Here is a 21,181-nt window from a genome sequence, read left to right as displayed (position 1 = left end):
CGTTACCTTTTTTTGCGTCGTACGAATGAACCTGCAGCCATTAACACCAGTAGGCCAATAGATAAACTGCCGCCTGAACTAGACTTTTTATTAACGTCGTTACCAGCATCGCCCGTATTATCTGTGCTGACTGACATATTTATGTTGCGAACAAATGCTTGCGCGCTGTAAATGCCACTTGAAAACGGGTGTTGGACGTATTCAAACGTTATCGTATTAGATGCTTTGTAAAGATCGATCTGGATCTCTTTATAATCGAGGAGTTGGTTGGTGCTATCGTAAATTTCACCATTAACTAAGATGAACAAGTAATCAAAACCATCGGACATTACTTTGAGATCCATGGTAAGTTTGCCCTTCGGAAGATCGGTCAAAACCAGCTCAGATACACCAGGATAAGCTCCCATATCCGCTGATTGCAGTTCACCATTTTCAGCCGTCCAAGCGTTTTGACCGGTATAAACATTTGCGTCTGCTAGCGGAATGGCATTACGCACTGATCTGCTTGCTTTATCTACACCTGAATACTCGAAAGTTGTTGTGAGTCTGGACAGTTTCGGATGATCGGTAAAGAGCTCTATCGTTGTTTCTGATCCCGAATAGCTAGGTTGGTAGCCGACGGTAATTTGACAGCTTTGCGAAGGCTTTAAGGTACCAGTACAAGTGCTTTTCTCGATGGTACTTCCGTATGATATTGTGCTTTGGTAGATGTTGAATGGGATAGTATCGTCATTACGAATAGTAAAGGTCTCTTGCTGCGCTTTTCGCTCAACGAAACGAAGATCTCGGTACTTAGTGAAGCTGATAGTATTGCGATGGCTATCTATCCATCCATTGTGTTGAAAATGAGCGACGTTGGCGTAAACACCATAAGCGTTTGGTTGAGCACATCCATCCCCCCAGCTGACCACGCCTAGCAATTTGTTGATACCGTTATCATCAACGATGAGTGGACCGCCGCTATCTCCTTGGCAGCTATCTTTACCTCCCCAATAGTATCCGGCGCAAATACCGTCATCTGATACATTAGAGTAGTTTCCTGGTAGGTTTTGGCAGGTAGCTCGATCTACGTATTCCAAATCTACTTGTTGTAAAACGGTTGGGTATATTCGGTCTGTCGTGGACGTATTTCCCCATCCAGCCACGTGCAACTTGTCTCCTACGCGTACGCTATCTAAAAGTTCTGGCGTTGCCAGGTCAATAGTTGCGCTATCGATATTGCGTTCTAATTCAATAAGAGCGATGTCATTGTTCGTTGTTATGTTGTTATATTCATCATGTGAATAGATATTTTTAATGGCGATGCGCTGTGCTTGAGACTCTCTGTTTTTGTCATAAAGACCAAGAACGATATCTATATCGTCCGCATTAAGACCTTCCACACAGTGCGCAGCAGTTAATACGTATTTTCCACCTAGGAAACTGCCACCACAAAAGTGACCAATAGATGTAGGTTGTCCTTTACGTACCAGTGAAGCAATAAATTTCCAGTCGGAAGTGTTGGCAGGTTCGCCGCCGATAATGCGAGTGGATACATCATTCTGAACAGGCTCAAGAGTATCTGCGATTGTGGTTGCTGGTAAAGTCAGCCCAATCAGAAAAGCCACTAACGTTTTTTTCATTTTAATTCCGTAATATTAACGTGGTTTATTATAAGGAGGGCAAATGATAAACGGAATCATTCTCTCAGTAAATAGTTGTGGAGAAATGAAAAATTATAACGTATCGGTTTAACTTTGATGGTTAGAATTGGAGGGGGGATCTTCTGAAAAGATGAAACCCGCCAAGTTGGACGGGTTTCACTATCGTTGTAACTAGTACGGAGGGATTACAGGATCACTGTCTTATTCCCATAAACAAAGACGTGGTCATTGATCACTTTATTCAAAGCCTTACTCAATACGTTCTTCTCTACATCGCGTCCCGCTTGCGCCATATCTTGGGCATTGAATGTATGGTCGACAGGAATTACGTCTTGCTTGATGATCGGCCCTTCATCTAAATCATTAGTCACGAAGTGTGCTGTTGCACCGATGATTTTCACACCGCGATCGTAAGCTTGTTGATATGGCTTCGCGCCAATAAAAGCAGGTAAGAAGCTGTGATGAATATTAATGATTTTGTGGTGATATTTCTCAACAAACGTCGGCGTTAATACGCGCATGTATTTAGCTAGCACCAAAAAGTCAGCATCGTATTGATCGATCACTTCTAGCATCTTCTGCTCGTGTTCTTCACGGCTAAGGTTTTCATGGGTCACATGGTGGTAAGGAATGTCGAAGCGTTCAGTGAGAGTTTGCAGTTTGTCGTAATTCCCCACCACAGCGGCGATCTCAACATCTAGGCTTCCATCGTAGGTTTTCATCAGAATATCGCCTAAACAATGCGCTTCTTTTGTGACGAGAATGACGATGCGCTTACGGCGAGAGCCAACCAATTTACGCTTAGCACCTTGCGGGAGAGCTTGGTCCAAGTCGGCAAGAAACGTTTGATCGTTGAAGTACCCCTCCAACTCCGTTCTCATGAAAAAGTGGCCACTGGTATTATCAACAAATTCGTTATTGTGAACGATGTTGAGTTGGTGCTTGTAACAGATATTAGTAATTTTCGAGATGAGACCCGGGGCGTCAGAACAGTGGGTCAACAGTGTTTTCTTTTCCATAAATCAGGTACTTCCATGCATTAATATTTTAGCGTACGAATTTGTTATTATTCCCTGGCGGGTGTAACTGTACTGCCATGTTTCACCATAAATAATCTATTCTTACGTTGGTTTCAACAAAATATCCGCGTGTCGCCGCAAGCTGGTCAGATTGTGGGCTGATGTCACTCCTATTCCTCTGATATACTCTCGATAATTTTTCAAACTCAATACCAAGCATGATCGCAAAAACTTTTTCCTCTGATGGCGCGTTAGGTAAGGCCATTCCTGGCTTTCAAGCTCGTCAGCCACAAATCGATATGGCGGAAGCCGTCAGCAGTGCGATCAAAGATCAAACCCAGTTGGTGGTGGAGGCAGGAACCGGAACCGGTAAGACCTTCGCCTACTTAGTCCCTGCGCTGTTAAGCGGTAAAAAAGTGATTATCAGTACAGGCTCGAAAAACTTGCAAGAGCAGTTGTACCATCGTGACTTACCGCTCATGGTCAATGCGCTTGGTTTTTATGGCCAAGTGGCGTTATTAAAAGGGCGTTCTAATTATCTGTGTTTGGATCGTTTGAGCCGCCAAATGGTCGAAAGCCACACTAATGAATCTGACCCGACGTTATTAACTCAACTGGTTAAAGTGCGTGCTTGGTCATCAGAAACCAAAACAGGTGACCTTGGGGATTGTGATGATCTGCCAGAAGACAGCATGATCATTCCGACCATCACCTCAACCAATGATAACTGTTTAGGTAAAGAATGTCCGAGCTACACTGATTGCTTTGTATTGAAAGCGCGTAAGCGAGCCATGGATTCCGACATTGTTGTAGTGAACCATCACTTGTTTCTTGCTGATTTAGCGATTAAAGAAACAGGGTTTGGTGAACTGATTCCAGAAGCCGATGTGTTTATTTTTGATGAAGCTCATCAGTTGCCAGATATTGCGAGCGAATATTTCGGCCAGTCAGTTTCAAGCCGCCAAATTCACGATCTTGCCAAAGACATTGAAATAGCCTATCGCACCGAAGCCAAAGATATGCGTCAATTGCAAAAAGTGGGCGACAAACTCATGCAAAGCGCAATGGACATGCGGATTGTATTGGGTGAGCCAGGCTTTCGTGGCAACTGGCGTGAGGCGTTGCAATCAGGTTCTATTAAGCGAGAATTATTGCGCTTAACTGACAGCCTCGAATTGGCGATTGATGTACTCAAAATAGCCTTAGGGCGCAGTCAATTACTGGATACCGCCTTTGAACGAGCAAATTCGATCAAAGGCCGTATCGACCGGGTATGTGATGTCGATATTACTGGTTACTCATACTGGTACGATACCTCGCCTCGTCATTTCGCTCTGCACATTACGCCTCTTTCTGTCGCGGACAAGTTCCATGAGCAAATAGAGATTAAACAAGGCGCGTGGATTTTCACGTCAGCAACCCTAGCCGTATCGGGCGATTTCAAGCACTTTACTGAGCGCCTTGGCCTCAAGCCTACAAAGCAATTTTCTCTGCCGTCCCCCTTTGATTATCAAAAGCAAGCGCGCCTTTGTGTGCCAAGGTATTTGCCAGAGCCAAACAGTAACGGCTTAGCGGATAAGTTAGTCCGAATGCTTGCTCCGGTGATTGAAGAAAATGATGGTCGCTGCTTCTTTTTATGTACCTCGCACAGCATGATGCGTGAACTAGGTGAGAAGTTCCGAGAAGTACTTGAGCTGCCTGTGTTAATGCAAGGGGAGATGAGTAAGCAGAAAACCTTGGCGGAGTTTATGGAACTGGGTAACGCTTTACTCGTGGCGACGGGCGCTTTCTGGGAAGGGATTGATGTTAGAGGTGATGCGCTGAGCTGTGTTATTATCGACAAATTACCGTTTACCGCCCCTGACGATCCGTTACTCAAAGCCCGTATCGAGGATTGTCGATTACGTGGCGGTGAACCATTTGCTGAAGTACAAATCCCGGATGCAGTGATTACGTTAAAGCAGGGAGTCGGGCGATTAATTCGAGATCAGAAGGATCACGGTGCGTTGATCATTTGTGATAATCGCCTCGTCACGCGAGACTATGGTGGTATTTTCCTCGGAAGTCTACCACCTATCCCAAGGACGCGAGACTTAGATGGAATCAAAGCATTCCTGAAAGCAGAACAATCTGTCACAGACGCAAGTGCTGAGGCATAACCCAATAAATGAGAGTTGTAGAGAGTTAAATGAGCGCAAAAATTCTTGCTATCGATACAGCGACTGAAAACTGTTCAGTTGCGTTGTTGGCTAATGATCAAGTGATTTCACGTAGCGCGGTTGCACCACGCGATCACACCAAAAAAGTACTGCCAATGGTTGATGAAGTACTCAAAGAAGCTGGCCTGACTCTACAAGAGCTGGATGCGTTAGCGTTTGGACGTGGTCCAGGTAGCTTTACTGGCGTTCGTATCGGTATTGGTATCGCACAAGGTTTGGCGTTCGGTGCTGACTTACCTATGATTGGCGTTTCAACGCTGGCTGCAATGGCTCAAGGTAGCTATCGCTTACATGGTGTGACCGATGTCGCTGTGGCCATTGATGCACGTATGGGTGAAGTTTACTGGGCACGTTACACTCGCCAAGCAAACGGTGAGTGGGCAGAGATGGATGCAGAGTGCGTAATTCCACCAGCACGTCTAGTTGAAGAAGCACAAGCAGGCGACAAAACGTGGACGACAGCAGGTACTGGTTGGGATGCTTACCAAGAAGTATTAGCAGACCTACCGTTTAATTTGACGCATGGTGACGTTCTGTACCCTGATTCACAAGACATTGTGATTCTTGCTGAACAAGAATTTAAAAAGGGTAATACCGTGCCGGTCGAAGATTCGAGCCCTGTTTATTTACGTGATAATGTGACATGGAAAAAACTTCCTGGTCGCGAATAGTCCGTTTTTCATTAACCTGACAAAAAGCAGGGCGTTTGCCCTGTATTTTTATGGAGTGCTATGGCGTCGATTAATGGCTTGCCTCCTTCTTTGATTCCCGGTGCAAATCGCACTAATAAAGCCAGTCAAAAGAAGCCGGTAAATAAATCACAAACAAAGCAGCCTGTAGGTCAGCCCTCAAAGGTTGCTAACGCCGTGGCGCACTCCATAAAACACGTGGATGAGTCCCAAATTCACCGAGCTCAAGTGCAATATGACCTTCCTGAAGGGGGCGCACGTAAAGCAATGGAGCAGTACATGGATGTCATGAATCGAGCTAAAAAAGAGGAACTGGCTCAATTACTTGGTGTCGATATTTACGTGTGAGATCTCCCCAGCTTGGGGTTACTAATATTGAAAGGTGGTTTATGAAGGTTTTTGGACGGTTTTTTCTCGCATTATTTGCTACGGTTGGTTTGTCTGCGTGTAGCTCGTTGCCTGAGGAGCTAAATGCAAGCACAGAATTGGTCGTTACAGACTATAAAGCTTTTGCTGAGTCTCAGGGGCAAGTGAGTGAAGATGTTCGCCTTGGTGGAATCATCGCTAAAGTGGATAACTTTAAAGATAAAACGCGTCTAGAGATTGTAAACCTTCCTATCAGTAAGTCTGGTAAACCTGATATCGATGAAGAGCCTACGGGACGTTTTGTCGCCTATTTTGATGGCTATTTAGAGCCTGTCGCCTTTAGTGAAGGCCGTTTGGTGACGGTTGTAGGCAAAGGAGCAGGGGAAGAAGAAGGAAAGATCGGTGAGCACGGTTACATCTTCCCGGTAATAAAGGGGGAAGGGTACCGTTTATGGAAAATTGAAGAACGTGTACGCATGTATGACTCGCCAACCTACTTTTACCCATGTTACTCGATTAACTGCCGCATGTGGCGTAATGATTTCCCACAAGACGGTAAAGTGATAAAACAGGTCAAATAATCTGCGATGCATGAGCGTCAATTCGAGCTTCCTGCCGGCAAAATGGCAGCCCTTGAGATAGGGAACGAGAAAACGGCTGACTTGTCAGTCGTTTTTCTTCATGGGTGGTTAGATAATGCGGGCAGCTTTAAAGCGCTCATGGAGCAGTTGAATCAACTTAATCCTCACTTACACCTCCTCGCCATCGATCATTTTGGTCACGGTTTATCGAGTCATAAATCTCACGATAATTATTACCCCTTTCACGACTATATTGCCGATTTGTATCAGTTTTTGGACGAATTATCACCAAACAGACTGATATTAGTAGGGCATTCACTTGGTGCTTTAATCGCAAGTTGCTATAGTGCAGCGTTTCCAGAGCAGGTCGAAGCTCTTGTGCAAATTGAGGGAGCAGGACCTCTTCATGAGGATCCTACTAACAGTTTGCCTCGTCTTCGCGATGGCGTTTTAAGTCGAATAAGACAGCAAAACAAGCCAGAGCGAGCCATTGCCTCCTTCGATCTGGCGTTAAAATTACGCATGCAAGCCAACCAATTAACCGCTGAGCAACTTCTACCGATAGTCGAGCGTGGAACAGAGCAGCGAGGAGATAAATGGTATTGGCGGCATGACGCCAAGTTAAAATGTGCGTCGCTTTACCGAATGGCGCAAGCGCATGCTAACTCGATTACCAGCCAAATACGTTGTCCTCATTTGATTGTATTAGGCGATCAAGGATTTCAGAATTTACCATCTAACCAAGCTGATTGGGGAGAGAACCCACCGCAAGTGGTTTCTGTCAAGGGTGGTCATCACTGTCATTTAGAGCAAATACTCGAGGTCGCAACGCGAATTCTTGGTGTAGTTAACAAAATTTAAACAAGTGTTTGAGAGTTGCGTGCTCAAGCACGTTCGCTGTGCTGTAATAGCTTTCAAAATAAAAAGGACGCTATTTTTTAGCCAGTTATAAACGAGGAGTAACATCGTGGATAAACCATGGCTTTCACGTTATCCAAGTGACGTACCTGAAACCATTAATCCAGAGCAATATGAGTCTTTGGTAGAAATGTTTGAACAGTCTGTACAAAAATATGCAGACCAACCAGCATTCATGAACATGGGCTCGGTTATGACCTTCCGTAAATTGGAAGAGCGTAGTCGCGCATTCGCAGCGTATCTGCAAAACGAGTTAAAACTGCAAAAGGGTGACCGCGTTGCTCTGATGATGCCAAACTTACTGCAATACCCAGTAGCATTATTTGGTATTTTGCGTGCAGGTTGTATCGCCGTAAACGTTAACCCACTTTACACTCCTCGTGAACTTGAACACCAATTGAATGACTCAGGTGCGACGACGATTGTGATTGTGTCTAACTTTGCGAATACGCTAGAACAAATCGTCGATAAAACACCAGTCAAACACGTAGTGTTAACCAGTCTTGGTCAAATGCTGCCACGAGCGAAAGGTACGATTGTCGATTTTGTCGTGAAGTACGTTAAGGGCATGGTGCCTAAGTACGATTTACCTGGTGCTATCTCAATGCGTCAGGCTCTACGTAAAGGTCGTCGTCTACAATACGTTAAACCGTTTATGTCTGGGGATGACATTGCATTCCTGCAATATACGGGGGGGACGACAGGTGTCGCGAAAGGTGCGATTCTGACTCACCGCAACATGATTGCGAACGTTCTACAGGCAAAAGGCGCGTACGGACCGGTTTTATCTCCGGGGCGTGAATTAGTCGTAACAGCGTTACCGCTGTATCACGTATTTGCTCTTACCGTAAACTGTCTGCTGTTTGTCGAAATGGGTGGTCGTAACTTACTTATTACCAACCCTAGAGATATTCCAGGGTTCGTGAAAGAGCTACAAAAGCATCCGTTTACTGCGATTACGGGCGTGAATACCTTATTTAATGCATTGGTCAATAATGAAGATTTCCACGAGTTGGATTTCAGTAATCTACGTTTAGCCGTTGGCGGCGGCATGGCAGTGCAGCGCTCAGTGGCAGAAAGATGGCAAAAGACCACGGGTTGCTATTTGCTCGAAGGTTACGGTCTAACAGAGTGTTCTCCGTTGGTGGCGGCATATCCGCATGATCTTGTTGAATACAATGGCTCTATTGGTCTGCCGGTACCATCAACAGAAGTTCGTATCGTGGACGAAGAAGGTAACGCTCTTGCGAATACTGAAACTGGCGAACTTCAAGTTCGTGGTCCTCAGGTTATGCAAGGTTACTGGCAACGACCTGAAGCAACGAAAGATACGATTAACGAAGACGGCTGGCTATCAACCGGCGACATCGTTAAGTTCGATGACGAAGGCTTCCTGCATATCGTTGACCGTAAGAAAGACATGATCTTAGTATCAGGCTTTAATGTTTACCCGAACGAAATCGAAGACGTTGTAGCACTTCACGGCAAAGTACTTGAAGTTGCTGCTATTGGTCAGCCGCATGAAGTGTCTGGTGAATTAGTGAAGATTTATGTCGTGAAACGCGATCCGAGCTTGACCAAAGACGAAGTGATCGCGCATTGTCGAGAACACTTAACTGGCTACAAAGTTCCGAAGTTGGTTGAGTTCCGCGAAGACTTACCTAAAACCAATGTCGGTAAGATCTTGCGTCGTGTTTTACGCGAAGAGAATGACGCTGAACTTGCGAAGAAAAGCGCATAAGCCGATTTCGTCGAGTCGAGAGATTTAAAAAATGATAGAATGCCAGCGTTTTGCTGGCATTTTTATAGCGAGAAGTATGTGAACTATCAAATTATTACTAAAAACAAAGACCTAGAAGAGGTTTGCACTCATGCCCGAGAGGCAGACGTAGTGATGCTGGATACCGAATTCGTTCGTATTCGCACTTTCTACCCGCAGTTAGGTCTGATTCAGCTTTTCGATGGTAATCGCCTCTCGCTGATTGATCCGACTGAATTAACGGATATGACGCCGTTTGTAGCGCTATTAAAAGATACTTCTGTGCTAAAAGTGCTGCACGCATGTGGTGAAGATTTAGAAGTTTTCCAAAACGCTTTTGGTTGTACACCATTCCCTATGGTGGATACGCAGCTGATGGCCGCTTTTCTCGGTCACGGCCTATCGACAGGCTTCGCATCGCTGGTGGAAGAATATTTAGGCGTAGAGCTCGACAAAAGTGAATCACGTACCGACTGGATGGCTCGTCCACTGACACAAAAGCAATTAGATTATGCTGCCGCAGATGTTCATTACTTGTTACCGTTATACGAAAAGCTGTTCGATAAGGTGACGCAAGCAGGTTGGTGGGAAGCTGTACAGCAAGAAAGTGATTTACTCGTTTCGAAACGTATTCGCGTAACCAATGAAGAGAATGCCTACCTTGATATTAAGGGCGCTTGGCAATTAAAACCTTCTGAGCTGGCGATTTTAAAGCCATTGGCGACGTGGCGTTATCGTGAAGCAATCAAACGAGATTTAGCGCTGAACTTTATCTTCAAAGAAGGTGATCTATTAACGGTCGCTCGTCTTGGTTTAGCGAACTTTAAGAAGATGGAAGCAGAAGATATTGATATCCGAGCGATTAACCGCCATGGCGCGAAGATTGCCGCGATTGTTAAACAAGCGAAGCAAACACCTTCTGAAGAGTATCCTGCGAAAATTGAGCGTTTAATGGACTATCCGGGTTACAAGCAGGTCTTCAAAAATATGAAAGACTTGGTGAAATCGGCTTCGCAGAAGTCAGGTTTAGCCACGGAGTTCCTTGCCTCTAAAAAGCAGATCAATCAGTTGATCAGTTGGGTTTGGAAAAAAGATCGTGACCCAGAAGTATTGCCTGATTTGATGCAAGGGTGGCGTTTGGATTTACTCGGCGACAAGATGAACAAAGCATTAAAGTAATGAAAGATGAAAAAGGTTGGCCTCGATGCCAACCTTTTTCGTTCTAATGAGAGCATTCGTCTGGCGAGAGAAACTGATTACTTTTCTTCGTCTGGTAGCTTCACATTCAGCTCAAGAACTGAGATATCGTCGTCTTTGTGCTCAAATGTTAAGTCAACCATATTTGGATCAATTGCCACGTACTTGCTGATTACTTTCAAGATGTCTTCTTTTAATTGAGGCAAGTAAGACGGCGCAGGATCATTTTGGCTGCGGCGCTCTGCGACAATGATTTGCAAACGCTCTTTAGCTAGATTCGCAGAAGTTTTCTTCTGTGGACGGAAAAATTCTAATAATGACATGTCTAGCCTCCAAAGAGTCGTTTAAAGAGTCCTTTCTTCTCCTCAGTAAGGAAACGAAATTCAACCTGATTGCCTAATAAGCGATCAACGGTGTCAGAATAAGCCATACCCGCATCGGTGTTATCGTCAAAAGTGACTGGCACACCTTTGTTTGACGCGTTAAGTACGGCTTGGCTTTCTGGAATCACGCCCAGTAGTGGAATATGTAAGATCTCCTCTACGTCTTCAACGCTTAGCATTTCGCCTTGAGTGACGCGAGATGGGTTGTAGCGAGTCAGTAGCAGGTGCTGTTTTACTGGCTCTAGCCCTTGTTCTGCACGCAGTGACTTAGAATCTAAAATACCGAGAATGCGGTCAGAGTCACGCACAGAAGAGACTTCTGGGTTCGTTGTGACAATGGCTTCATCGGCATAGTACAGGGCCATTAACGCGCCTTGCTCGATACCTGCTGGTGAATCACAAATAATGAAATCAAAGCCCATTTCATCAAGTTCGCCGAATACGCGCTGAACACCATCTTTTGTCAGTGCGTCTTTATCACGAGTTTGAGAAGCAGGAAGAATAAATAGGTTGTCCGTGCGCTTATCTTTGATCAGCGCTTGGTTTAATGTCGCTTCACCGTTAATGACGTTTACAAAGTCATACACGACGCGGCGCTCACAGCCCATGATTAGATCGAGGTTACGCAAACCGATGTCAAAATCGATCACCGCGGTCTTTTTTCCCTTAAGAGCTAGACCAGAGGCGATGGCTGCGCTTGAAGTGGTTTTACCAACGCCACCTTTACCAGACGTTACTACAATAATGCGTGCCATTTTTTTTCCTTTTTAGATTAAATCGCGAGAACTTCTAAATGTAATGATTCATCGGCTTTACTGATCATTACTTTCTTTTGCCAGTACTCGCTTTCAATTTGATCGCTTAACCAGTAGTCACCCGCAATGGATACCAGTTCTGCTTGTAAATCGTGGCAAATAATACGCGCTTCCTGCTGACCACTTGCTCCTGCAATCGCACGACCTCGAAGTGTGCCATGGATATGAATAGAGCCGTCAGCAATGACTTCAGCACCTGCACTTACGTGCGCTAGCACCACCAAATCACCATCTTTTGCGTAGATCTGTTGTCCTGAGCGGACAGGCGTACGAACTACTTTCGTTGGTGCCATTTTGGCAGGTGCTTGGCTTGGCGATTTGCTCGCCGACATAATGGCGAAGCCAGCTTCGGAAGCAAGGTTTTGTACACGCTTGTCTTTACAGCCCGTTACACCGACCGGAATAAAACCAGCATCTGAGATGCCTTGTTTAAGCTTAGGGAAATCAATGTCGCCTTGTACTTTTGCTATATTGATTACCAAAGGCGCGGATGCAAAAAAAGAAGGTGCTTGAGAAACTTTTTCTTGCAAAAATTCGACAGTCTTTGCGATCTCATTGTCAGAAAGGTGTAAAACTGACAATGTAAAACTGCTACCTTTAAGGTCTGGTGAATGGGTCATCGTGGACTTCTTGCCTTTATTGAAAGAGCGTTGCCTTAAACTAGGTATGTCATGTTATATTTCATCCTTTGACGCAGCAAGTTCTCTCGTGGGCAAATAGGTGAATTAATCTCAAATTTGCTATTAAGTTTGCGAGAATTTGACGTTTACAACCTAATCCGCACTCAACGCGGCTAAATCAGCATAAAAGGCGTGTCATGCTTTGTTCTATTTATAAAAGCTCGAAAAAAGAAGGTACTTATCTCTATATTCCGAAAAAGGATGATTTTTCACAGGTTCCTGACACCTTAATGCAGATGTTCGGTAAGCCTATCGCTGTCATGACGATTAAACTTGATGGCCGTAAATTGGCACAAGTTGATATCGAAAAAGTGAAGGCTTCATTACAAAATGATGGCTTCTTTCTTCAGGTTCCACCGCCGCCGGAGAACCTATTAGAAAAGTACAAAGAACAAAAAGCCCAGCAGAAAGGCGAATAACGTCATCGTTTTTCATCTGGGATTTCTGCCTTGCTCAAGGAGGGCAATATGAAAAAGATACTGGCTACCATGCTTAGCGTTGGTATGTGTACCTCGGCTTTTGCAAGTAGCGAGGGTTTTGATGAATACTTGAATAAGCTGCGTGCTGAAGCTCGTGATAAAGGTATCTCAGAGCAGGTCATTAGTGCTGCTTTTGCTAATGTTGAGTACAAGCCCCGAGCAGTAAAAGCGGACCGAAACCAACCAGAAAAGAAACTGACATTGGATGAGTACATTCCTCGCGCGGTGCCTGAATGGAAGGTGAAGCAAGCCAGACAACTCTACAAAGAGCATTACACCGAGCTAAAGCGTATAGGCGATGAGTACGGTGTCCACCCGCGCTTTGTTGTGGCACTTTGGGGAGTTGAAAGTAACTTTGGTAAGTTTACCGGCAACTTTAAAGTGATTGATGCACTATCCACAATGGCATTTGAAGGCCGTCGTGAAGAGTTTTTCCGTAAAGAGACTATGTCGGCACTTCAGATCCTCGATCAAGGCCATATTGAGCTAGAGAACTTTAAAGGCTCATGGGCTGGTGCGATGGGTCAATGCCAGTTTATGCCAAGCTCTTTCCTTCGTTTTGCTGCTGACGGCAACGGTGATGGTAAAAAAGACATATGGCAATCTGAAGCGGACGTGTTTGCATCAACCGCTAACTATTTGAGCAAGTCTGGTTGGGATGATAAATATACTTGGGGTCGCCAAGTTAAGGTTCCTAAAAATATTGATCGCAGCCTAGAAGGGCGCACGGCTGAAAAAGGCAAATACCTTCAAGAGTGGAGCCAATTAGGTATCACAAAATATGACGGTAGCCCGTTGCCAAAACTGGATGAAGACATCAAAGCATGGTTGATCATGCCGGACGACGAGAATGGTCGTACGTATCTGGTTTACAATAACTACAACGTATTGATGAAGTGGAACCGCTCTTACTACTTCGCACTTGCTGTGAGTCACTTGGCTGACCGCATTAAATACTGATCTGCCATCAAACAATTTGGCATTCAGTCTTCAATACAAGGGCTCTTCGGAGCCCTTTGTTTTTTCTATAACCAAATCGAGGTAAAGCGTGTTATCTGAACGTGCCGCACAAATGGTGATTTTCTCCGCTCTTCTTAAACACAAAAGCTTCACAGCTGCTGCAAAGAGCTTAGGCGTGTCGGTGTCTCATGTGAGTAAACAGTTGAGTCAGTTAGAAGCGTCTCTTGGTATCAAGCTTGTTCAACGCACTACGCGAAGCTTTACGCCGACTGAGGCAGGGAAAACCTTTTTTCATCACTGTGAGCAAGTGGTACAAGCGGTGAGCAGCGCCACATTAGAGATGGAAACCCAGCGGGATGAAGTGGCAGGTTTGGTACGTCTTGGGTTGTCGCAATCATTTGGTACCTTACACATTATTCCAGCGATTCAAGAGTTACGCGAACTGTATCCTCAACTTCAAGTGGAAGTACATCTGTTTGACTATAAGGTCGATATGTTAGCCGAAGGGCTCGATTTATGGGTAACCAACAACGAGCATTTGCCTGAAGGTTACATTGCGCAGCGTTTGACGGATTGCCAGTTTGTTGTTGCGGCATCGCCAGATTACTTATTGAAACATGACACGCCAACAGAACCGGATGACCTATCTGCTCACAACTGCCTCATATACAGAAGCTGGGAGCGTGACTATACGGGGTGGGCGTTTACCAAAGATCAGCAAGAATTGAACGTAAAAGTCTCGGGTAACTATTCAGTAGATCTGGCAGAAGCCGTTCGGGATGCGGCTATTGCAGGTTGGGGTATTGCCTACCTTGCCACTTACTTGCTGGGTGATGAGTTCAGAACGGGTAAGTTAATACAGCTGTTACCTGATTGGAAAGCCAGCCAGTCGATGCCGTTTTATGCGGTATACCCAAGCCGCCAGCATATGCCAAAAAAAATATCCGCAGTGATTAACTTTATCAAACAGAAGATCGGCAACCCTTGTCATTGGGACCAACGTTTGGCGCCTTACATCTCTATTCCTAAATAACAGGATCAATGACGTTGTAGAACGACACATAAGGTGATTCACTTCACGAAAATTTTTCCTGAATCAGAAACATATTTTCCATATGGAAACAATTAAAATAAGCAAACGTTTATCTTCAATAAATTCAATTGGTTATTTTGTTGGTCAGTTATTGGTCGCTTAAACTTTTCACACTGTTAACATCCTCAACTTGCAGCATTTTGAGTCCGCTATACAATCCGGTGCCTTCTATATCCCCCTTCTGTCGGATTCATTTTATGAACTCAATTATTGGTATCGTAGCCATACTATTCCTAGCATGGCTACTTTCTACAAATAGAAAAAATATAAAGCTGAGAACGGTGTCGTTTGCGTTTGCTTTGCAGGTACTGTTTGCGTTGTTGGTTTTATATGTACCAGCAGGACGAGATGCGCTGAATTCAGTGAGCAGTGTTGTGTCGAATTTGATCAACTATGGTCAAGAGGGCATTGCGTTTTTATTCGGTAATTTGGCGACAGGGGGCTTCACCTTTGCGATCAATGTTCTGGGTATCATCGTTTTCTTCTCCTCTCTTATCTCAGGTCTTTATCACATTGGTGTGATGCCAAAAATCATTAACTTTATCGGTGGTGGTATTCAAAAGCTGCTGGGTATCGGTCGTGCTGAGTCTTTGTCTGCTACGGCGAATATCTTTGTTGGCACCATTGAAGCACCATTAATGGTAAAGCCTTACCTAAAACACATGACTGACTCGCAGTTCTTTGCAGTTATGACAGGTGGTTTAGCGTCAGTTGCTGGCGGAACGTTGGTTGGTTACGCATCACTGGGTGTCGACCTCAACTATCTTATTGCTGCTGCATTTATGTCGGCACCTGCCGGCTTGTTGATGGCAAAAATTTTAATGCCAGAAGATACGGATAAAGCAGCAGATATCGACATTAGCCAAGTTGAAATTCCACGTGCAACCAACGTAGTAGAAGCATTAGCCGATGGTGCCATGGCGGGTGTACGCATTGCTGTATCGGTCGGTGGTACGTTACTGGCGTTTATTAGTGTCATTGCAATGCTAAACGGCATGTTAGGCTGGATAGGTGATCTGATTGGGACACCATTAAGTTTTGAGCTCATCCTAGGTTTTGTGTTTGCGCCAGTCGCTTGGTTGTTGGGTATACCATGGCAAGAAGCAACCACAGCAGGCTCGCTGATTGGTAACAAGATTGTGGTGAATGAGTTCGTCGCTTTCATCCAGCTTGCAGAAGTGAAGTCTCAACTTAGTGAACACTCACAAGCAATCGTGACGTTTGCTTTGTGTGGCTTTGCAAATATCTCAAGCATGGCGATGCTGATTGGTGGGTTGGGCTCTTTGGTACCAGAAAAGCGTGCATTTGTTTCTAAGCATGGTTTCCGTGCGATTATCGCTGGTGTCATGGCGAACTTAATGAGCGCTTCGATTGCGGGCGTGATTTTAAGTCTGTAATTGAAATAGATATCAACAATTAGCAAAAAGGCTCCTTGCGGAGCCTTTTTCGTATCTGAAATTTACGTTATTTGTCTGTGTGGAACTGTTCGCAAGCGAGCATCGTGTTCTCAATTAAACTTGCGACGGTCATTGGGCCAACGCCACCAGGAACAGGAGTAATAAAGCTCGCACTTTCACGTGCTTTGTCGTATTCCACGTCGCCAACTAGTTTGCCTGAATCAAGACGGTTAATACCGACATCGACCACCACTGCGCCTTTTTTAATCCACTCACCAGGGATGAAGTTAGGCTTACCAACCGCAACCACGACAACGTCAGCTTGACGCACATGACTCTCTAGGTCTTTGGTAAAACGGTGACATGTTGTTGTTGTGCAGCCCGCAAGCAGCAGCTCAAGTGTCATTGGACGACCAACAATGTTTGATGCGCCAACCACAACCGCATGTTTACCACGTAGCTCAATGTTGTAACGGTCGAGTAGGGTAATGATGCCCTTTGGCGTGCAAGAGCGAAGCTTTGGAATACGTTGCGCAAGACGGCCAACGTTATAAGGGTGGAAGCCATCCACGTCCTTCTCTGGGTGAATGCGCTCTAAAACATGTGTTGTGTCTATGCCCGCAGGAAGGGGTAATTGCACTAGAATGCCGTCAATTTCATCATCGTTGTTTAATTCATCAATCAGAGCTAGTAACTCTTCTTCTGAGCTAGACGCAGGAAGGTCAAAAGACTTAGAAACAAACCCAACTTCTTCACATGCACGGCGTTTGCTACCGACATAAACCTGAGAAGCAGGATCTTCACCAACTAGAACCACTGCTAAACCAGGAGCACGTAGCCCAGCTTCAACACGTGCTTTAACACGTGCAGCCACTTCGGATCGAACAGTTTGGGAAATGAGAGTTCCGTCTATATTTTGAGCAGTCATGACTTTCCTTATAAATTAAGAAGGCAGATTATCTGCGGCGCATTGTCGCAGAATTTCTTATCAACATCCATACGCAAACGTTTGCTTTGTGGTGTTTTTGAACATTAAGCGTTTTAATGGACTTTTTTTAGGCATTCAGATCAGAATGTTATGAAAACCCGTTGATTTACCCGTTTGAACTCGTATAATCCTGTCCCTGTAGCGCGCCCTTAGCTCAGCTGGATAGAGCACGTCCCTTCTAAGGATGTGGTCATTGGTTCGAATCCAATAGGGCGTGCCATTTATTCAAAAGCCCCGATAACTCTTTGAGTTATCGGGGCTTTGTCGTTTTTAGGTTTTTGGCTGTAATTGCCACTCTATCTACAACTTTTGAATGGCATTCTAGCCATTGCAATTTCTAGCAATCTGGATATCCACCAACAAAAAAGCGCTGGTTAACCAGCGCTTTGCATTTACTAAGGGAATTACATCTTTTTAAAGATGATGGAGGTGTTGATGCCGCCAAAGGCGAAGTTGTTACTCATCAAATATTTCACGTCCAGCTCTCGGCCTTGTCCGGCGATGTAGTCTAAATCGCCACATTGCTCGTCGAGGTTTTCTAGGTTGAGCGTTGGGTTGAACCAACCTGTGTGCATCATTTCTAAACCTAGCCACGCTTCAATCGCGCCACAGGCGCCTAGTGTGTGGCCAAAGTAGCTCTTGAGTGAACTGATTGGCACTTTGCCCAGAGCATTCGCTGTTGCGTTGCTTTCCGCAATATCGCCGCGGTCGGTGGCTGTGCCGTGAGCAGATACATAATCGATCTTCTCAGCAGGAATGCCCGCGTTTTGCAAAGCCATTTCCATACAGATTTGCATGGTTTCCATCTGTGGTTGAGTGACGTGTGCGGCATCACAGTTGCTGGCAAAACCGATGATTTCTGCATAGATTTTCGCGCCACGAGCGACGGCGTGTTCGTACTCTTCCAGAACCAGCGTTCCCGCACCTTCACCAATCACCAAACCATCGCGATCGGAGTCATAAGGTCTTGGTGTACTTTTCGGGTCTTCATTCTTCAGACTGGTGGCAAAAAGGGTATCGAAGACAGCGGATTCCGTTGGGCACAGTTCTTCAGCGCCACCAGCAACCATTACCGTTTGGTAGCCATGTTTGATCGCTTCGTAGGCGTAGCCGATTGCTTGGCTGCCCGAGGTACATGCACTGCTGGTTGGGATCACTCGGCCTTTCAAACCGAAAAATAGACCAACGTTCACTGCCGTCGTATGCGGCATCATCTGCACGTAAGTCGTTGCGGTGATCGCTTTCGTGGTTTTCTCATTCAGCATGACACCAAATGCACCGATTGCGTCAGTACTGCCTGTTGATGAGCCGTATGCGATACCCGTTTGACCATTGGTGAGTACGTCGTTACCAATCAAACCTGCTTGGCTCAGTGCGTTTTCTGTTGCGACGGTCGCCAATTTGGAAACACGCCCCATGCCGCGTACTTGCTTGCGCTTGTAGTGCTTTGGCAGTTCAAAATCTAAAATTGGTGCCGCGAGCTTGGTGTTCAAACCATCATACTGTTCGTAAGAAGGCATGTATTGCGTCGCGTTCTGGCAGTCACGCAGTTTTGGTTCGACAGATTGCCAATCGTTACCAAACGCAGTCACGCCTGACATTCCGGTTACAACAACTCGACGGCTCATACTAGGCCTCCGTTTACCGAAATGACTTGGCGAGTTACATAGCCTGCGATGTCAGACATAAGGTAACTGACTAAACCAGCAACTTCTTCTGGCTCTCCCATGCGGCGCAAAGGAATTTGCGGCATCGCATGTTCTTTCACGTGTTCGTCTACCATGCCTGTGTCGATAAGCCCTGGTGCAACGCAGTTGACGGTGATTTTGCGTTTTGCCAGTTCAAGTGCGAGTGATTTTGTCGCACCAATTACGCCCGCTTTTGCTGCGCTGTAGTTGGTTTGGCCACGGTTACCCATCAGGCCAGAGACTGATGCAAGGGTAACAATTCGGCCTCCTTTGCGCTTTTGCACCATTGGCATAACACAAGGGTGAAGAACGTTGTAGAAGCTATCTAAGTTGGTATGAATCACACCATCCCATTCTTCTTCGGTCATCGCAGGGAAAGCGGTATCTTTTGTGATGCCAGCGTTGTTTACTACGCCATAGTAAGCGCCGTGTTCGGCGATATCGGCTTCGAGCTTCTCACGACAATCTGCACGGTCACTGATGTCGAATTGGATAAGACGACCGCTACCACCATGCTGTTCGATGGTGTTTAGGGTGTCTTGCGCGCCTTGTTGATCGCCCATGTAATGGACAATGACTTGGAAACCATCTTTGGCTAATTGAACGGCAATGGCTTTACCGATGCCTTTGCTGGCACCTGTAACGAGGACTTGTCGGGTCATTGTTGACTCCTGATTTTCATTTCTTGTAATTTTTCTTCTGATGGAACGTAAACGTTCAATTGGCAAGTCGCTACAACAGTTCCTTGTAGCTCAATACGGGCTGAAAAAACCGCCATACCGTTATCTTCCATAACTTTTTCAGCATACACATCGAGCACCTGTCCGCGAGAAAACGTATCGCATTCAGACGTGTATCGACGGCTACCAAGCAAAAAGCCAATCGGTGGCGCTTGTTCCTTCATTAATGCGTGGTAACCAGACCACGCCGCGACAGATTGCGCCATAAACTCAATGCCAACGTAAGCTGGCACGGTTTGAGAGGTCGAGTCGAAGAACGGGTTGTGTTCTGCGATATCAACCTGGCAGTGAATCGTATCTTGTTGAACATCCAAAGCACGATCAACCAAGATCATTGGTTTGTCGTGTGGCAAAAGTTGTTCGATGGGAGGAAGTTTAGTCATGAGCGTAACCAAAAATAAGACTAATATTATTGCCACCAAAAGCAAAAGAGTTGCTGAGAATCGCTTTGTTACCCAGTTTGGTTGGCGTCTCAACTAACGATATATGGATATCGTCTGCTTTGGTTTCGCAGTGTTGTATTGGCAAATCAAGGTTGTACTTGAGAATATGCCAAGCGATCGCGGCTTCCGTTGCACTTGCTGCACCTAATGTGTGTCCGGTAAGTGGCTTTGTCGAGCTTACGGGAACGGAGTCTCCAAAGCAGCGATGAATAGCTTTGCTTTCCATCGCATCGTTTAACGGCGTTGCTGTGCCATGCGCGTTGATGTAACCAATGTCTTGCGCTGTAAGTCCTGCATTGGCCAACGCTTTTTTCATCGCTTCTTCTGCGCCTAACCCTTCTGGATGTGGTGCGGAAATATGGTGTGCGTCTGAGCTGTCGCCAGCTCCGAGAAGAGCAACGGGCGCAGGTGTTTTGCTTAGCAACATTAATGCTGCGGCTTCGCCGATATTGATGCCGTTGCGATGTTGATCAAACGGCTTACAAAGGCTATCGGATAGAGCTTCTAAACCGTTAAAGCCGTTTAGTGTGAGGCGACAAATGGTATCCACACCACCCACAATAACCGCATCAACAATGCCAGAGCGAATCAGGCGTTGCGCGGTTAAAAAGACACGGCCACTAGAAGAACAGGCGGTTGAAACTGAGTAATGTGGGCCGCTCAAATCAAAGTAGGCGGCAATAAAATCGCTGCAGTTGCCAAGCTCTTGTTTGGTGTAATGGTAGTCGGCAGGAAAATGACCCTTTGCCAGCTTTTCACCAAATGCGATTTCGCCATCTGAAATGCCAGATGTGCTGGTGCCGATCACGACTGCGATACGGTCACGACCATATTTAGCCATGGCGTCACGCACGTCGCCTTCGATTTGCTGCAAAGCCGAAAGTGCGAGGCGGTTGTTTCTCGTATCAAACTGGCTGAGTGCGGTCGGTAATTGCGGTAACGTCTGTGCAATTCGACCGATTACTGTTTGGCGGCCTGAATTTAAAATATCTCGGTCAACCACCATGTTGGATGGCTTCGCTCCTGATAAACACTGGTGGATGAGCGCATCATCTTGTCCCATGGCAGAGTGAAAGCCACAGGCCTGAATATACAAAGGTTGAGAAGAGCGAATAGGCATATTG

At 45.7% G+C, this 21,181-nt stretch carries 21 protein-coding genes and 1 tRNA gene; 12 read left to right on the top strand and 10 right to left on the bottom strand.

The genetic code is table 11. The features are described from left to right. Positions 1-2: 2 nt before the first annotated feature. Together R7Z10_RS13305 and purU are read right to left on the bottom strand one after the other, a co-directional pair. Complete coding sequence (locus R7Z10_RS13305) at positions 3-1,622, bottom strand: serine protease (RefSeq protein ID WP_262606971.1); 1,620 nt, start codon at positions 1,620-1,622, stop codon at positions 3-5. A gap of 206 nt (positions 1,623-1,828) precedes the next feature. Then, a complete protein-coding gene (gene purU, locus R7Z10_RS13300) occupies positions 1,829-2,662 on the bottom strand; it encodes a formyltetrahydrofolate deformylase (RefSeq protein WP_005382206.1) in 834 nt (277 codons plus the stop codon). Between the two features lie 218 nt (positions 2,663-2,880). Here purU and R7Z10_RS13295 point away from each other — a divergent pair, with 218 nt between their 5' ends. The 7 genes from R7Z10_RS13295 to rnd all read left to right on the top strand — a co-directional run bounded on the left by R7Z10_RS13295 (position 2,881) and on the right by rnd (position 10,373). Beyond that, a complete protein-coding gene (locus R7Z10_RS13295) occupies positions 2,881-4,821 on the top strand; it encodes an ATP-dependent DNA helicase (protein ID WP_318105022.1) in 1,941 nt (646 codons plus the stop codon). A 29-nt stretch (positions 4,822-4,850) separates the two neighbouring features. Further along, positions 4,851-5,552, top strand: a complete 702-nt coding sequence (gene tsaB / locus R7Z10_RS13290) for a tRNA (adenosine(37)-N6)-threonylcarbamoyltransferase complex dimerization subunit type 1 TsaB (RefSeq protein WP_318105021.1) — start codon at positions 4,851-4,853, stop codon at positions 5,550-5,552. A 60-nt stretch (positions 5,553-5,612) separates the two neighbouring features. Next, positions 5,613-5,918 (top strand): hypothetical protein, encoded by a 306-nt coding sequence (locus R7Z10_RS13285; RefSeq protein ID WP_005382213.1) that lies wholly within the window; start codon positions 5,613-5,615, stop codon positions 5,916-5,918. Positions 5,919-5,959: 41 nt separating this feature from the next. Beyond that, positions 5,960-6,517, top strand: a complete 558-nt coding sequence (locus R7Z10_RS13280) for a Slp family lipoprotein (protein ID WP_005382214.1) — start codon at positions 5,960-5,962, stop codon at positions 6,515-6,517. 6 nt (positions 6,518-6,523) lie between these two features. Next, positions 6,524-7,378, top strand: a complete 855-nt coding sequence (locus R7Z10_RS13275) for an alpha/beta fold hydrolase (protein WP_005382215.1) — start codon at positions 6,524-6,526, stop codon at positions 7,376-7,378. 106 nt (positions 7,379-7,484) lie between these two features. Continuing rightward, positions 7,485-9,176, top strand: coding sequence for a long-chain-fatty-acid--CoA ligase FadD (fadD, locus tag R7Z10_RS13270; RefSeq protein ID WP_005382216.1), 1,692 nt, complete (start codon positions 7,485-7,487; stop codon positions 9,174-9,176). A gap of 78 nt (positions 9,177-9,254) precedes the next feature. Then, positions 9,255-10,373 (top strand): ribonuclease D, encoded by a 1,119-nt coding sequence (gene rnd / locus R7Z10_RS13265; RefSeq protein ID WP_318105018.1) that lies wholly within the window; start codon positions 9,255-9,257, stop codon positions 10,371-10,373. Positions 10,374-10,450: 77 nt separating this feature from the next. On the opposite strand, the gene minE is transcribed toward rnd, so the two are convergent. Genes minE through minC form a run of 3 tightly spaced genes read right to left on the bottom strand, consistent with a single transcriptional unit; the run spans position 10,451 to position 12,209 of the window. Then, a complete protein-coding gene (gene minE / locus R7Z10_RS13260) occupies positions 10,451-10,714 on the bottom strand; it encodes a cell division topological specificity factor MinE (RefSeq protein WP_005388332.1) in 264 nt (87 codons plus the stop codon). 2 nt (positions 10,715-10,716) lie between these two features. Then, the gene (gene minD, locus R7Z10_RS13255) at positions 10,717-11,529 is read right to left on the bottom strand and encodes a septum site-determining protein MinD (protein ID WP_005388331.1); all 813 of its coding nucleotides are present in this window, start codon (positions 11,527-11,529) and stop codon (positions 10,717-10,719) included. A gap of 17 nt (positions 11,530-11,546) precedes the next feature. After that, positions 11,547-12,209: a septum site-determining protein MinC gene (gene minC / locus R7Z10_RS13250; RefSeq protein WP_005382304.1), complete on the bottom strand. Its 663-nt coding sequence runs from the start codon at positions 12,207-12,209 to the stop codon at positions 11,547-11,549. A 197-nt stretch (positions 12,210-12,406) separates the two neighbouring features. Here minC and R7Z10_RS13245 point away from each other — a divergent pair, with 197 nt between their 5' ends. From R7Z10_RS13245 to R7Z10_RS13230, 4 genes are all read left to right on the top strand, one after another. Further along, positions 12,407-12,688, top strand: a complete 282-nt coding sequence (locus R7Z10_RS13245; protein WP_005382303.1) for a YcgL domain-containing protein — start codon at positions 12,407-12,409, stop codon at positions 12,686-12,688. 48 nt (positions 12,689-12,736) lie between these two features. Next, a complete protein-coding gene (locus R7Z10_RS13240) occupies positions 12,737-13,708 on the top strand; it encodes a lytic transglycosylase domain-containing protein (protein WP_017634802.1) in 972 nt (323 codons plus the stop codon). Positions 13,709-13,796: 88 nt separating this feature from the next. Beyond that, on the top strand, positions 13,797-14,741 hold the full coding sequence (locus R7Z10_RS13235; protein ID WP_017634801.1) for a LysR family transcriptional regulator: 945 nt from the start codon (positions 13,797-13,799) through the stop codon (positions 14,739-14,741). Between the two features lie 257 nt (positions 14,742-14,998). Continuing rightward, positions 14,999-16,198, top strand: coding sequence for a NupC/NupG family nucleoside CNT transporter (locus R7Z10_RS13230; protein WP_005382298.1), 1,200 nt, complete (start codon positions 14,999-15,001; stop codon positions 16,196-16,198). Positions 16,199-16,265: 67 nt separating this feature from the next. On the opposite strand, the gene folD is transcribed toward R7Z10_RS13230, so the two are convergent. Continuing rightward, a complete protein-coding gene (gene folD, locus R7Z10_RS13225; protein ID WP_005382297.1) occupies positions 16,266-17,126 on the bottom strand; it encodes a bifunctional methylenetetrahydrofolate dehydrogenase/methenyltetrahydrofolate cyclohydrolase FolD in 861 nt (286 codons plus the stop codon). A gap of 203 nt (positions 17,127-17,329) precedes the next feature. Between folD and R7Z10_RS13220 the strand changes: the two genes are divergently transcribed. Further along, positions 17,330-17,406 (top strand) — tRNA-Arg (locus R7Z10_RS13220). Between the two features lie 184 nt (positions 17,407-17,590). On the opposite strand, the gene R7Z10_RS13215 is transcribed toward R7Z10_RS13220, so the two are convergent. From R7Z10_RS13215 to R7Z10_RS13200, 4 genes are read right to left on the bottom strand one after another with little or no spacing between them, the layout of a single operon-like run. Then, positions 17,591-18,814 carry a beta-ketoacyl-ACP synthase gene (locus R7Z10_RS13215; protein ID WP_025508283.1) on the bottom strand — a complete coding sequence of 408 codons (1,224 nt, stop codon included), beginning with the start codon at positions 18,812-18,814 and terminating at the stop codon, positions 17,591-17,593. Beyond that, entirely contained in the window at positions 18,811-19,536 is a 726-nt protein-coding gene (gene fabG / locus R7Z10_RS13210; RefSeq protein WP_005388326.1) for a 3-oxoacyl-ACP reductase FabG, read from the bottom strand. The genes R7Z10_RS13215 and fabG overlap by 4 nt, the downstream gene beginning before the upstream one ends. Next, entirely contained in the window at positions 19,533-19,997 is a 465-nt protein-coding gene (locus R7Z10_RS13205) for a hotdog family protein (RefSeq protein ID WP_005388322.1), read from the bottom strand. The genes fabG and R7Z10_RS13205 overlap by 4 nt, the downstream gene beginning before the upstream one ends. Beyond that, the gene (locus tag R7Z10_RS13200) at positions 19,990-21,177 is read right to left on the bottom strand and encodes a beta-ketoacyl-[acyl-carrier-protein] synthase family protein (RefSeq protein ID WP_318105016.1); all 1,188 of its coding nucleotides are present in this window, start codon (positions 21,175-21,177) and stop codon (positions 19,990-19,992) included. The genes R7Z10_RS13205 and R7Z10_RS13200 overlap by 8 nt, the downstream gene beginning before the upstream one ends. Positions 21,178-21,181 lie beyond the last annotated feature (4 nt).

Origin of the sequence: Vibrio sp. Vb1018, assembly GCF_033338775.1 — a bacterium.
In the GTDB taxonomy this organism is placed as follows: domain Bacteria; phylum Pseudomonadota; class Gammaproteobacteria; order Enterobacterales; family Vibrionaceae; genus Vibrio; species Vibrio alginolyticus.
This window is presented reverse-complemented; position numbering and strand designations above follow the sequence as displayed.